This is a genomic window from Bradyrhizobium sp. Mp27 (assembly GCF_029953005.1).
Lineage (GTDB): Bacteria > Pseudomonadota > Alphaproteobacteria > Rhizobiales > Xanthobacteraceae > Bradyrhizobium > Bradyrhizobium barranii.
This window is the reverse complement of record NZ_JASAUS010000007.1, coordinates 80,815-93,190: the sequence shown is the minus strand read 5'-3', so window position 1 is coordinate 93,190 and position 12,376 is coordinate 80,815. Positions and strand designations below refer to the sequence as shown.

Genomic DNA, 12,376 nt, shown 5'->3' with positions numbered 1-12,376 from the left:
ACGCGCTGTCCGGCGCGCATTTATCGTCGGATGATTTTTTATTCGTAGTCGGCGAGCCGCAGTCCCGTGAACTGCCAGCGATGGTGCGGATAGAAGAAGTTGCGATAGGTAATACGGCTGTGGCCCTCGGGAGTTGCAAGCGAGGAGCCGCGCAGCACCAGTTGGTTGATCATGAACTTGCCGTTGTACTCCCCGAGCGCGCCTTCGATGGCGCGATAGCCGGGGTAGGGCGAATATGAAGAACGCGTCCACTGCCAGACGATGCCGAAGGCGTCGTTGAGCTCGCCGGCTCTGGCCGCAACCTCCCATTCCATCTCGGTCGGCAGATGCTTTCCGGCCCAGCGCGCAAACGCATCGGCCTCGTAATAGCTGACGTGGCAGACCGGCGCGTCCGTATCGACCGGCTTGAGGCCAGCGAGCGTCATCATGTGCCACTGGCCGTCGATCTCGCGCCAATGGCCGGGGGCGTCCCAGCCTTCGTTGTTGACGGTGGCAAAGCCGTCCATCAGCCACAGCGTTGCGGTCCGGTAGCCGTCGTCGCGCATGAAGGCGAGCCACTCGGCGTTGGTGACGAGATTGCGTGCGACCCTGACCGGACCGACGAGGGCGCGATGCGCCGGCTTCTCGTTGTCGAAATGAAAACTGTCGTCGACATGACCGACGGTGTGGATACCCTCGTTCAGCGTCAGCCAACCCTCACCCGCGCGTGTCGAAGCCGGGAAGCGCCAGTCCGGATCATAGGCCGGCGGGATCGGGTTCTGCGCGAAGGCCTGCAGGATGTCGGTGAACATCAGTTCCTGATGCTGCTGCTCGTGATTGAGCCCGACCTCGACGAGCGGTGCGACCTCGCGAAGCTTGTCCGCGCCAACCTCGCGGAAGAATTTGACGACGGCCGTATCGACATATGTTCGATAGGCGCCGACCTGATCGGCGCTGGGGCGGGTGATGTCGCCGCGGTGATTGCGGGAATGACGCGGGCCGGCGCTGACGTAATAGGAATTGAACAGGAACGCGAAATCAGGGTGGAAGGGCCGGTAGCCGGGACAGTGCTCACCGAGCAGGAATTGCTCCCAGAACCAGGTGGTATGGGCCCGATGCCATTTCGCGGGGCTCGCATCCGGCATGGATTGAATCTGCTGATCCTCCGGCGACAGCGGCGCGGCCCGGCGCTCGGTCTCGTTGCGGACGGCGAGAAATGCCTCTTCCAGCCCCTGGGCGAGGCCGCGCGGGTCGGCCGACGGTGACGAAAGCGGCGGGGTGGCCGTAGCGGAGGCTTGTTTCGTCACGTTTTTCTCCAGACAGGACAAGAGAACGTTGTTGGCGTTGCCCGGTTCCAAAACCTGGGTTCGTCCTAGATAGGGGCTCCGTTACGGTATGAAAGTCCTCCCCGGCGATGATATTCGTGGCATCATGCAATGCGGCCGGCGTGGCCTGGACCGGCCGCCCAAGGGGTGTTCGCCGCCATTTTACTTTGGATGCACAACGGTTTGGGCTACATATATAGGCAAGTATCGGGTTAGATCGGCTGGGCCGGCCCGAGGGAATCGTTGAGGGCTGCGCCCCGGAAGGACATGGATATGAGCATCGAGGAATTCATCGCCAACGAAGTGAAGTCGAACGACGTGGTTCTGTTTATGAAGGGTACGCCGCAATTTCCGCAGTGCGGTTTCTCCGGCCAGGTCGTCCAGATCCTCGACCACATCGGCGTTGGTTATAAGGGCCTCAACGTCCTCGAATCCGCCGAACTGCGTAACGGCATCAAGGAATATTCGAACTGGCCGACCATTCCGCAGCTCTATGTGAAGGGCGAGTTCGTCGGCGGATGCGACATCATCCGTGAGATGTTCCAGGCTGGCGAACTGCAGCAGCTCTTCTCCGAGAAGGGCGTCGCCGTCGCGGCTTGATCGGGTGACCCAGCTGACGCGCCGCATCGGCGGCGCCGAGCTCGAGGTTATCGTAGCTGACATCACGACACTCGGCGTTGACGCCATCGTCAACGCCGCAAATTCGTCTCTCCTGGGCGGAGGCGGCGTTGATGGCGCAATCCACGACGCTGCCGGTTCCGAGCTTCTGGCCGAGTGCCGGACGCTCGGGGGATGTCCGACCGGCGATGCCAAGATCACGAAGGGCTACCGTCTGCCCGCGCGACATGTGATCCACGCAGTCGGCCCCGTCTGGCACGGCGGCGGCTGCGGCGAGGCGGATGCGTTGCGCTCCTGTTATCGCCGTGCGCTTGAGCTCTCCCAGGCCAATAGACTGAACTCTCTAGCCTTCTCCGCGATCTCGACCGGGGTATATCGCTTTCCGGCCGATCAGGCCGCGACGATTGCGGTCCACACGACCATTGAAGCCCTGCCGGCTGCGCCGCTGGTCACCCACGTCATATTCTGTTGTTTCTCGGAGACAAGCGCCGCGCTCCACACGGACGTTTTGGCGCGGTACGGCAGCCCTTGTGCCTGATGACGTGGTCAGTACACTCCGCTCGGCCACCTTCCGGGGAGGGGATATGAATTCACATTTCGGACTGCGTGCGTTGGTTTGCGGCGCACTGGTATCGCTGGGGGCGATGTCGCTCGCGCGCGCCGAAGGCACTTACGAGATTCCGGCCGGCGCGCATTTCAATCAGGACAAGCTCGCCAAGGTCAGCGAGTTCTTCAAGAACGAGGTCGCGACGGGCAAGATCGCCGGCGCCACCGTGCTGATCAAGCAGCATGGCAAGCCGGTCTACCACGAAGCCTTCGGCGTGCAGGACGTGGTGAGCAAGGCGCCGATCACCGACAAGACCATCTTCCGCCTGTTCTCGATGAGCAAGGCGATCACCTCCGTCGTCGCGGTGCAGTTGATCGAAGACGGCAAGATCAAGCTCGACGATCCCGTCTCGAAATACATTCCCTCCTTCGCCAACGTGAAGGTCGGCGTCGAGAAGAAGGCCGACGACGGCACCAAGTCGCTCGAACTCGTCCCGTTGAGCCGGCCGATGACGGTGCATGATCTGATGACGCACACCTCGGGCGTCACCTATGGCTTCTATGGCGACAGCCTGGTCCGCAAGGCCTATCGCGAGGCCAATATCTACGCCGGCGATTTCGATCTCGCCGAGTTCGCTGAGCGCATCGCAAAACTGCCGCTGCACAACCAGCCGGGCGCGCTGTGGCAATACGGCCATTCCACCGACATCCTGGCGCGAGTGATGGAGGTCGCAACCGGCAAGCCGCTGCTCGAGATCGAGCGGGAGAAGCTGCTCGACCCGCTCGGCATGGTCGACACCGGCTTCTTCGTCACGGCCCCGGAGAAGCAGAAGCTTCTGGCGCAGCCGGTGCCGAACGACAGCGATTTCCGGGTCGGCCGGATCAACGATCCGACGGTTGTCAAAAAAATTCAGTTCGCCAGCGGCGGCATGGTTACGACCATGGCAGACTATGAGCGCTTTGCGCAGATGCTGCTCAACGGCGGCAGCCTCGACGGCAAGACCATCCTCAAGCCCGAGACATTCAAGCTGATGGTGACCGATCAAATCGGCCCGACCTCGGGGGTTGGTCGCGACTATTTCTATTTCCCCGGCGACGGTTTCGGCTTCGGTCTTGGCCTTGCGGTCCGCACCGATCCCGGCAACGCCAAGCCACCGCCGCCCGGTGATCTCGGGGAATTGAAGTGGGACGGTGCTTCAGGCTGCTATTTCGTCATCGACCCAAAGCAGGACATGTTCTTCGTGCTGCTGGAGCAGACCCCGACCGAGCGCCAGCGCGTGCAGCGGACATTGAAGCAGTTGGTTTATGAAGCGATGGAGAAGTGACATGTTCGGGCGCCGCGCGCTGATCGCGGCGCTCGTTCTTTTGTTCGGTGCAGGTGGTGCGCAAGCGGGCTCCGAGGGGCGCGCCCACACCTTCTCGCCAGAAGGCCTGGCAAAGGTTTCCGACTACATCAGGAGCGAGGTCGCAGCCGGCACCTTTCCGGGCGCGATCCTGCTGCTCCAGCAGCACGGCAAGCCGGTCTATTACGAGAATTTCGGCGTCCGCGATGTCGCCACCGAGATCTCGATGAGCGCGGACACGATCTTCCGACTCTATTCGATGTCGAAGCCGGTCACGACAGTCATGGCGATGATGCTGGTCGAGGAGGGCAAGCTCTCGCTCGACGATCCCGTCGCAAAGTACATTCCGGCCTTTGCCAAGATGAAGGTCGGTGTCGAGACGAAGGCCGAGGACGGCAAGGTTGCACTGGCGCTGGAGCCGCTCAGTCGCCCCGTGACGATCAAGGATTTGATGCGCCACACTGCCGGGCTGCCCTACGGTTATTATGGCGGGGGCTTGGTGAACAAGCTCTATGCCGACGCGGGTCTCTTCGACAACAAGGCTTTGACCAACGCCGAACTCGTCGCGAAGATCACCGCGCTTCCGCTCGCCGAACAGCCCGGCACGAACTGGGACTATGGCCACTCCACGGACGTGCTCGGCCGCATCGTCGAGGTCATATCGGGGAAATCGCTGTTCGGGTTCGAGAAGGAGCGGCTGCTTGATCCGCTCGGGATGACGGACACTGCATATTATGTCGCCGATCCTGCCAAGTGGCCGCGCGTCGCCGAGCCGATGCCGCAGGATCGCGCGATTAGCCCGATGACGCAGATCCGCGATCCCAGGAAACCGCTGAGGTGGGAGTCGGGCGGCGGCGGCCTTGTCGGTACGGTCGGTGACTACGCGCGTTTCTCGCAGATGCTGCTCAACGGCGGCAGCTATGCAGGCCGGCGCTATCTCAAGCCGGAGACCATCGCGCTGATGGCGTCGGATCATATCGGCCCCGAGACGAAGATCGCGCGCGATCAGAATTACTATCCGGGCGGTAGCTCCGGCTTCGGCCTCGGTTTCGCGGTGCGCACCTCGGTGCCATCAGGGACATCGTGGCCGCTTGGCGAATATCGCTGGGACGGCGTCGGCGGCACCTTCTTCTTCATCGATCCCGAAGACGACCTGTTCGGGATCTTCATGGTGCAGACCCCCTCGCAGCGCGGCCGGATTCAGCTGGCGCTGAAGACGCTGATCTATCAGGCGATGGGACGGTAGCTAGCCGCCTTCGCAGCCCGGATGGAGCCAACGGGTCGGCGCGATGCGCCGCCCGATGACAGGCTCCGCGCAATCCGGGAAAATCTTTCCGCGAGGCGAGGACCACGGATTTCGCTGCGCTCCATCCGGGCTACGGACTTACGCCCCGCGCACGATCTCTCTGACGTATCCGATCGTTTCCTCGACCTGGGCCGCATTGACGTCGAGATGGGTGCAGGCGCGGATGCGGCCGTCCATCATCGCGAGCGTCACGCCGCGCTGGCGCAGTGCGGCGACCATCTTGTCGCCGGCAATTCCGGCGCCATCAGGCTTGAAGAACACGAGATTGGTCTCGGGCTCCTGCACCTCGACGCCTGCGATCTGCGATAGCCCGCGGGCGAGCGCGCGCGCATTGGCGTGGTCGTCGGCGAGGCGATCGACGTGATGGTCGAGTGCGTAGATGCAGGCGGCCGCGCAGACGCCTGCCTGCCGCATCGAGCCGCCGAGGCGCTGCTTCCACTGCCACACCGCATCGATGAAGGCGCGGGTGCCCGCGAGCACGCCGCCGATCGGCGCGCCCAGGCCCTTCGAGAAATCGATCCAGGCCGAATCCCACCCCGCCGTCATGTCGCGTGGGGAGATGCCGCTTGCTACCGTGGCGTTGAGCAGGCGCGCACCGTCCATGTGGGTGACGAGGCCGTGCTGCTTGGCGATCGCGACGATCTCGTCGAGCGCCGCCTTCTTCCAGATCGTGCCACCGCCGATATTGGCGGTCTGCTCGACGCTGACGACGGTCTGCGGCGGTTGGTAGCGCGTCCGCGGATGCAGTGCCTTGCGAAAGGTCTCCGGTGTGAACTGGCCGTCGGGTCCCTTGAGCTGGGTGACCTGGAAGCCGCCGATCGCGGCATGCGCGCCGCCTTCACGGGCGATGATATGTGCGCTCTCGTGGGCGAGGATCTCGTCGCCGGGACGGCAATGCACCAGCGTCGCGGTGACGTTGCACATCGTGCCTGAGGGCATGTAGACCGCGGCTTCCTTGCCCATCAGCGCGGCGACGCGCTCGCACAGTGCGTTCACGGTCGGATCGTCGCCGACCTGCTCGTCGCCGACCTCGGCCCGCGCCATCGCCTCGCGCATCGCAGCCGTCGGCTTGGTCTGCGTGTCCGAAAGCAGATTGATGCGCACCGGTGGCGCCTTGGGATCGATCGGGGGAGGGGTGTAGAGCATCAACTTGCTCCCTGAGGGGAATGGCACTCGCTCGCGGTCAGCGAGCTCTGGGTGGACGCCGGGCGGCGTGACGAAACCGCATAATAACGATTTCTGTCTCGGTCACACGATAATCGATCAGATAGGGATAAGGGTTGACCGGCAAGCGATGGACGTATGCACGCGTAGTCGTTCGCCCTGCGTGGGGGTAGGTCTCTAGCAATGCTATGAGAGCGACAATGCGATCGCGCACGTGGCCTGCGCCTTGGGGCGAGCGCGCCTCAATGTGTAGGTCAGAATTTGGTCGATTTGGGCGAGCGCCCGCTTCGTATAACGGACCTTCACAGCCCGTGCTTGGCCCACATCGCGCGGACTTCGTCGGCGCTGGCCAACTCGCCGCGGGCGATTTCGGCTTCGGCCTCGGCGAGATCTGCCTCTTCCGCCGCTGTCAGCTGGATTGGTGGCTGATCGACCCCGGCAAGCTCAAGCAGGGTCCGCGCCAGTTCGTCCTGCTCTGAATCGGGCAGGCCGGAAACTTTGCTGAAGGCCTCTTCCAGAAGACGAGTCATGCTCAACTCCGCGATGTGCAATCATAGCACAGATGGCTTGAGACATAGGAATCACCGGCTCAAACAAAAAGGCCCCGGTGAACCGGGGCCTTTGAATGTCGTTCTGCCGAACTATCAGCGCGAATAGAATTCGACGACCAGATGCGGCTCCATCTGCACCGGGAACGGCACGTCGGAGAGGCCGGGGATGCGCACGTACTTGGCGGTCATCTTGCCGTGGTCGACTTCGAGATAGTCGGGGGTGTCGCGCTCGGGGAGCTGGCTGGCTTCGAGCACGTGGGCGAGCTGCTTGGAGGCTTCCTTGACCTCGATCACGTCGCCGATCTTGAGCTGGTAGCTCGAGATGTTCACCTTGCGGCCGTTCACCTTGATGTGGCCGTGGTTGATGAACTGGCGCGCGGCGAAGATCGTGGAGACGAACTTGGCGCGGTACACGACCGCGTCGAGACGACGCTCCAGCAGGCCGATCAGGTTCTCGCCGGTGTCACCCTTGAGGCGGCTCGCCTCAACATAGATGCCGTGGAACTGGCGCTCGGAAATGTTGGCGTAGTAGCCCTTCAGCTTCTGCTTGGCGCGCAGCTGCACGCCGAAGTCGGAGAGCTTGCCCTTGCGGCGCTGGCCGTGCTGGCCGGGGCCGTACTCGCGGCGGTTGACGGGGCTCTTCGGGCGGCCCCAGATGTTCTGGCCCATACGGCGATCGAGTTTGTACTTCGCCTCACTGCGCTTAGTCATCGCGTCCTCTTCAGGTACATGGTTTGAGGAAACGCGCCCTCCTGTGTGACGGGCTAGCCCGGCACTGACAGGTCCGATCCCCAAAGCTTAAGGGAGAGGACCACGGGTCGCGAAACGCTTCGCGGGCCGAAATCGGCCCGCGAGCAGGCGGCTTTTAGGTGAGTTTGGGCCGTTCTGTCAATGCGAATAGCCCCGAAATCATGTCCGGACCGCGCGGATCGGCTTCGGCCCGGCCGCGCGCAATTCGGCAGCGATTTCAGTGTTCAGGACCTGTTCCAGCCGGGTCAGGACCCGGGCAATGGGGGCGGCGTCGGTGACCCGGTGGTCCCAGCGGATCACGACATGGATGGTCTGGTCGCCCTCGACCACCCCATAACTGACGATGAACGGGCCCGGCGTGATGGGATGGAGCTCGCCACCGCCATAGGCGGCCACTGAGCTCACCGCAAAACTGCCGAACCAGTTGCCGCGCTGCCGGCCGAAATTCAGCCCGACCGCCCAGCACAGCCGCCGCAGCGGCAGCGGCAGGCGGGTGGCCCGCATGATCTTGCGGAACATCGGGATATCGTCGATTGGGGCCGTCTTGGCACGCCGGATTTCGGCGTCCACCGCGGCCAGCGCCATGGCTTCGGGAGCCGCGATTCGCTGCGGCATCACGCATTCCTCGCCGTCTTGGACCCGGGCGATCGCCACCGACGCCACACTATTGGGCAGCTCGTAGAGCATCGGCCAGGGCCATTTGGCGTAGACGGTGCGCAGGACCGGCTCGTCCCTGGCAACCAGGGCAAAGGCCTTGACGAACATCGCGGCCCAGCCGGCGGGCGCCATCGCTCCGGCACGCGCCTCCAGCAGGGGGCGAATATTGAGGGGGCGGGAGAGCGAGACGAATGGCACGTCCATCGACGCCCGCATGAGGTCGCAAATCAGGCGGCGCGGCAGCGAAATGGTCTTGGGCGTCCCGCGCATGGGTCTTTCGGTTCCTACGGACTAAAATATGTGCAGCGAGCGGGTGGCCCGCTCGCCGCGTGCTCTAGCACGATCCAACCCGCCTGGGGTCGGTCGGTTCGCCGCATCAGGGTGCCGGCGAGGCCAGCGGCTTGGTCTTGTCGACGATGTAAACTCCAAGCACTTTCATGGCCTTATCGCCGTGAGCCTTGGCGTCGTGCACGACGCCTGCCGGGATCTGGTAAGAATCCCCGGCTTTCAGGGTTTTCTCCGGCTGGCCGTCGATGAGGAGATTCAGCTCGCCTTCGAGCACGTAGCCGGTTTCGACCCCAGGATGGGTATGGCGTCCGGCCGCGCCGCCCGCCGGGACCTCGGCGATGGCGGTGACGGTGTTGTAACCGTCGGGAAATTCGACCTTCTGCAGTGGGGTCCGCTTGATGCCGGTCTGCTGGGCGAAGGCTGCGAGGGCGAGGCTGGTGAAAGCGAGAGCGAGCAAAGTCTTTTTGAGCATGGTTCTTCCTCCCTGGAACCGCCGACCCTAGCAGCGCGGCAGTTCCCGGCAAGGCCGCGATCGCCTCGTTCAGCGCTTGATTCCCTCGAACGCCGCCATGATGCCGCGCTGGAACAGCGACCAGTCGAAACCCAGCGCGATCGCGCGATAGCCGCGATCGACCAGGGCGTTGGCCTGGTCTGCGGTGCGGGCCACGCCGCCGATCGGCACGCCGCTTTTGAGGATGCCGGCCTCGGCGCGGGCGACCAGCTCCAGCAATTCCGGATCGTCCATCTGCCCGCGCTTGTTGATGGACGTCGCGAGATCGCCGGGGCCGATCACCGCGACGTCGATGCCCGGCGTCGCCATGATCTCGTCGATGCGATTGACGGCCTCGACATGCTCGATGGTGATCATGCAGATCATCTCGTCGTCGGCGCCGGCCATGTAGTCCGGCATCGACTGGCCCTAGCGGAACGGCGCGTGGAACGGACCCCAGAGACGATCGCCGCGGGGCGGATAGCGCACGCTGCGCACCGCCTTCTCGGCTTCGGCGCGATTGGTGATCATCGGGAAATTGATGCCGAAGGCGCCGATGTCCATCGGCGCTTTCGCAAGCCACGGCTCGTTCGCCGCGATCCGCACCAGGGGCGTGCATGGCGTGCCTGTCGTGGCGGCGATCATCGCATGCGCTTCGGTCAAGCCAATCGGGCCATGCTCGAGGTCGACGATGATCCAGTCGAGCGAGCGCGCCATGATCTGTACGGTCTGCACGCTCGGGATCGTCGCGATCGCGCCGAAGGCGGGGCGCCCTTCGCTCCACAATTGGCGGAGGCGATTGAGCGGCGTTGCGGGGACCGGCATGGGGATGAACCTGCGAAGATGGCGACGGCGAAGCCTAGCAGCGCGCCGTCGAGGCGCAAGGTCAGGCCAGCGCGCGGCCGCCGAAGAACGGCGTCAGCGTGGCTGAAAGCCCGTGCACGCGGTTCGAGGTGAAGATCATCTCGGCGCCGGAGTGCGCAATGCCGCCGATTTGCGCGCCGAGCAGGTCGGAGACGCGGCGGGCGATGGCGGGCGCGGGGTCGATCCATTCGACCGGCCAGGGCGCGAGCGTCTTCATCCGGTCGAGCAGCAGCGGGTAATGCGTGCAGGCGAGCACCACGGTGTCGGTGCGCGATGTCGCGTCCGCGGGATCACCGACGAAGCAGGGGGCGAGTTCGGCGAGGATGTCGCCGTCGCTGATCGGATGGCCGCTGAGCGCGGCTTCCGCCAGCGAGGCGAGCTCGGGCGAGCCGACCAATGTCACCTCGCAACCTAGGCCGAAATCGCGGATCAGAGCCTTGGTGTATTCGCGCTTCACCGTGCCCTTGGTGCCGAGCACCGAGACGCGGCGGGTTTTCGACTGCGCGCAGGCGGGCTTGATCGCCGGCACGGTGCCGACGAAGGGCAGGGAATAAGCGGCGCGCAAGTGAGATAGGACCAGGGTGGACGCCGTGTTGCAGGCGATGACGATGAGGTCAGGATCGTGGGTGCCAATCAGTTCGCCCATCAGCGGCACGACGCGGGCGATGATCTCGTCCTCGCTGTGGTGGCCATAGGGGAAGAAGGCATCGTCGGCGACATAGACGTAATGCGCGTCCGGGCGCGCGGCCACGACCTCGCGGAGCACCGTGAGTCCGCCAAGGCCGGAATCGAACACCAGGATCGTCGCAGAATTGGTCACGTCGCTACCTTAAGGGCACCATGGTTACCATTCGGTTTTTGGGGCGGTTTTGCGGCGGGGCCGTTTGGTACCAGTTTGGAACGATTCAATTTCACGGTTACCGCAAGTTCCCGCTATCAGCAGCTGCGCTGCGGACGGGGACATATCCGCAAAACTCCGGAGAGCCGACATGATCAGAAATACCGGTAACGGCTGGGGCAGCGTTTCCCGGTGGCTGCACTGGATTTTGGCGCTGGCCATCCTCGCCATGATCGGCTTCGGCTGGTGGATGAACCATATCCCGGCGCGTCCCGACCGCTTCTTTTACCGCTCGATCCACGCCGATATCGGCTATGTGATCCTGCTGCTGACCGTGCTGCACCCGGTCTGGCGCGCCGTCAACCCGACGCCGGCGATGCCGCCTGAAACCTCGCGCTGGCAGAAGATCGCGGCCCATGTCAGCCACGGCGCGCTCTATCTCGTGGTCATCCTGGTCGCGATGCTGGGCTGGGCGCATTCCGGCGCGCGTACGCCGGATTATTCCGACTTCTTCGGCCTGTTTCACGTGCCGCAATTCACCTCTCCCGACCGTGCGGCGGCGGGCGCCTATGAGGACCGCCACATCCTCTTTGCCTATGTGCTGCTCGCGCTGATCGCGATTCACGTGGTCGCTGCGCTTTGGCACCACTTCATCCGCCGCGACCGCGTCGTGGCGCGGATGGTGACGGACGAGGCGGGGTAGGTCTCGTGTCCCGGACGCGCTGCAGCGTGCAACGCTGCTGCGCAGAGCCGGGACCCAGGAGGCCACGGTACCGACCGCAACATGGGCCCCGGCTCTGCAGCGCATCACTTCGTGCTGCGCTGCGTCCGGGGCACGAGAGCAAAGTGTCGGGGGCATGCTCTCTCCCCACGCCATCATTGCGCGCGCAGCGAAGCAATCCAGAGTCTTTCCGCGGTGGCTGCCTGGATTGCTTCGCTGCGCTCGCAATGACCGGTTAAGATGCGGCGTCACGACAGGTCCAACTCACGGTCGCAGGAGATGCTATGCTCACCGTCCATCATCTCGGCAAGTCGCAATCCGAGCGCATCGTCTGGCTCTGCGAGGAACTGGGAATTCCCTACGAACTGAAGCGCTACGCGCGCGATTCTGTCACCAAGCTGGCGCCGCCCGACTACAAGGCGCTGCACCCGATCGGGAGCGCGCCCGTGATCACCGACGGCGACCTCGTGCTCGCCGAGTCCGGCGCCATCGTCGATTACATCATGGCCAAATACGGCGACGGGCGCCTTGCGCTCCGCCCTGATCATCCTGATTTCGCCCAGTTCCTGTACTGGTTTCACTTCGCCAACGGCACGCTGCAGGCCGGCATGGGCCGGCTGATGATCCTGAACCGGCTCAAGCTCGCCGAGGACAATCCGATACTGGTCGCGAGCAGAGGGCGTACCGACCGCGCCTTCGACCTGGTCGATGCGCGCGTTCGCGACGCCGAATATCTGGCGGGCGACACCTTCACCACCGCCGACATCATGATGGGCTTCTCGCTCACCACGATGCGCTACTTCCAGCCCTATGACCTGTCGCGCTGCCCGAATGTGATCAAATATCTCGGCCGCGTCGGTGCCCGCCCGGCCTACCGGCGCGCGATGGAGAAGGGCGATCCGGGAATGGCGCTGCTGCTGAGCTGAGCCGCGGCGC

Annotated in this window: 14 protein-coding genes and 1 pseudogene; 6 read left to right on the top strand and 9 right to left on the bottom strand. The window is 64.1% G+C overall.

What is annotated here, in order from left to right:
• Positions 1 to 38 precede the first annotated feature (38 nt).
• On the bottom strand, positions 39 to 1,337 hold the full coding sequence (egtB, locus tag QJT78_RS07250; protein ID WP_038941995.1) for an ergothioneine biosynthesis protein EgtB: 1,299 nt from the start codon (positions 1,335 to 1,337) through the stop codon (positions 39 to 41).
• 240 nt (positions 1,338 to 1,577) lie between these two features.
• Here egtB and grxD point away from each other — a divergent pair, with 240 nt between their 5' ends.
• From grxD to QJT78_RS07230, 4 genes are read left to right on the top strand one after another with little or no spacing between them, the layout of a single operon-like run.
• Positions 1,578 to 1,904: a Grx4 family monothiol glutaredoxin gene (gene grxD / locus QJT78_RS07245; protein WP_028147485.1), complete on the top strand. Its 327-nt coding sequence runs from the start codon at positions 1,578 to 1,580 to the stop codon at positions 1,902 to 1,904.
• A 4-nt stretch (positions 1,905 to 1,908) separates the two neighbouring features.
• On the top strand, positions 1,909 to 2,460 hold the full coding sequence (locus tag QJT78_RS07240; RefSeq protein ID WP_028147484.1) for an O-acetyl-ADP-ribose deacetylase: 552 nt from the start codon (positions 1,909 to 1,911) through the stop codon (positions 2,458 to 2,460).
• Positions 2,461 to 2,506: 46 nt separating this feature from the next.
• On the top strand, positions 2,507 to 3,793 hold the full coding sequence (locus QJT78_RS07235; protein ID WP_028147483.1) for a serine hydrolase domain-containing protein: 1,287 nt from the start codon (positions 2,507 to 2,509) through the stop codon (positions 3,791 to 3,793).
• Between the two features lies 1 nt (position 3,794).
• Positions 3,795 to 5,057 carry a serine hydrolase domain-containing protein gene (locus QJT78_RS07230; RefSeq protein WP_028147482.1) on the top strand — a complete coding sequence of 421 codons (1,263 nt, stop codon included), beginning with the start codon at positions 3,795 to 3,797 and terminating at the stop codon, positions 5,055 to 5,057.
• 138 nt (positions 5,058 to 5,195) lie between these two features.
• Here QJT78_RS07230 and QJT78_RS07225 read toward each other — a convergent pair whose 3' ends face one another.
• The 8 genes and pseudogenes from QJT78_RS07225 to murI all read right to left on the bottom strand — a co-directional run bounded on the left by QJT78_RS07225 (position 5,196) and on the right by murI (position 10,701).
• A complete protein-coding gene (locus tag QJT78_RS07225) occupies positions 5,196 to 6,263 on the bottom strand; it encodes a threonine aldolase family protein (protein ID WP_028147481.1) in 1,068 nt (355 codons plus the stop codon).
• Positions 6,264 to 6,300: 37 nt separating this feature from the next.
• Positions 6,301 to 6,495 (bottom strand): type II toxin-antitoxin system RelE/ParE family toxin, encoded by a 195-nt coding sequence (locus QJT78_RS07220; RefSeq protein ID WP_240537468.1) that lies wholly within the window; start codon positions 6,493 to 6,495, stop codon positions 6,301 to 6,303.
• An 88-nt stretch (positions 6,496 to 6,583) separates the two neighbouring features.
• On the bottom strand, positions 6,584 to 6,811 hold the full coding sequence (locus tag QJT78_RS07215; RefSeq protein WP_028147480.1) for a hypothetical protein: 228 nt from the start codon (positions 6,809 to 6,811) through the stop codon (positions 6,584 to 6,586).
• 114 nt (positions 6,812 to 6,925) lie between these two features.
• Positions 6,926 to 7,543 carry a 30S ribosomal protein S4 gene (gene rpsD, locus QJT78_RS07210; protein ID WP_028147479.1) on the bottom strand — a complete coding sequence of 206 codons (618 nt, stop codon included), beginning with the start codon at positions 7,541 to 7,543 and terminating at the stop codon, positions 6,926 to 6,928.
• Between the two features lie 198 nt (positions 7,544 to 7,741).
• A complete protein-coding gene (locus tag QJT78_RS07205) occupies positions 7,742 to 8,509 on the bottom strand; it encodes an acyltransferase (RefSeq protein WP_038941992.1) in 768 nt (255 codons plus the stop codon).
• Positions 8,510 to 8,615: 106 nt separating this feature from the next.
• Complete coding sequence (locus tag QJT78_RS07200) at positions 8,616 to 8,999, bottom strand: cupin domain-containing protein (RefSeq protein WP_038941991.1); 384 nt, start codon at positions 8,997 to 8,999, stop codon at positions 8,616 to 8,618.
• A 69-nt stretch (positions 9,000 to 9,068) separates the two neighbouring features.
• Positions 9,069 to 9,842 (bottom strand): annotated as a pseudogene (locus tag QJT78_RS07195) (aldolase/citrate lyase family protein).
• A gap of 61 nt (positions 9,843 to 9,903) precedes the next feature.
• Positions 9,904 to 10,701, bottom strand: a complete 798-nt coding sequence (murI, locus tag QJT78_RS07190; RefSeq protein ID WP_028147476.1) for a glutamate racemase — start codon at positions 10,699 to 10,701, stop codon at positions 9,904 to 9,906.
• Positions 10,702 to 10,870: 169 nt separating this feature from the next.
• On the opposite strand from murI, the gene QJT78_RS07185 reads away from it, so the two are divergent.
• Positions 10,871 to 11,422: a cytochrome b gene (locus tag QJT78_RS07185; RefSeq protein ID WP_028147475.1), complete on the top strand. Its 552-nt coding sequence runs from the start codon at positions 10,871 to 10,873 to the stop codon at positions 11,420 to 11,422.
• Positions 11,423 to 11,724: 302 nt separating this feature from the next.
• Positions 11,725 to 12,366, top strand: coding sequence for a glutathione S-transferase family protein (locus tag QJT78_RS07180; RefSeq protein ID WP_028147474.1), 642 nt, complete (start codon positions 11,725 to 11,727; stop codon positions 12,364 to 12,366).
• The last annotated feature ends 10 nt before the right edge of the window (positions 12,367 to 12,376 follow it).

Bases quoted from the DNA above. Each gene is read 5' to 3' on its own strand.
- grxD (WP_028147485.1), top strand. From the start codon at position 1,578: ATGAGCATCGAGGAATTCATCGCCAACGAAGTGAAGTCGAACGACGTG.
- QJT78_RS07205 (WP_038941992.1), bottom strand. From the start codon at position 8,509: ATGCGCGGGACGCCCAAGACCATTTCGCTGCCGCGCCGCCTGATTTGC.
- QJT78_RS07215 (WP_028147480.1), bottom strand. From the start codon at position 6,811: ATGACTCGTCTTCTGGAAGAGGCCTTCAGCAAAGTTTCCGGCCTGCCC.
- QJT78_RS07180 (WP_028147474.1), top strand. From the start codon at position 11,725: ATGCTCACCGTCCATCATCTCGGCAAGTCGCAATCCGAGCGCATCGTC.
- QJT78_RS07230 (WP_028147482.1), top strand. From the start codon at position 3,795: ATGTTCGGGCGCCGCGCGCTGATCGCGGCGCTCGTTCTTTTGTTCGGT.
- QJT78_RS07185 (WP_028147475.1), top strand. From the start codon at position 10,871: ATGATCAGAAATACCGGTAACGGCTGGGGCAGCGTTTCCCGGTGGCTG.
- QJT78_RS07235 (WP_028147483.1), top strand. From the start codon at position 2,507: ATGAATTCACATTTCGGACTGCGTGCGTTGGTTTGCGGCGCACTGGTA.
- QJT78_RS07200 (WP_038941991.1), bottom strand. From the start codon at position 8,999: ATGCTCAAAAAGACTTTGCTCGCTCTCGCTTTCACCAGCCTCGCCCTC.
- rpsD (WP_028147479.1), bottom strand. From the start codon at position 7,543: ATGACTAAGCGCAGTGAGGCGAAGTACAAACTCGATCGCCGTATGGGC.
- QJT78_RS07225 (WP_028147481.1), bottom strand. From the start codon at position 6,263: ATGCTCTACACCCCTCCCCCGATCGATCCCAAGGCGCCACCGGTGCGC.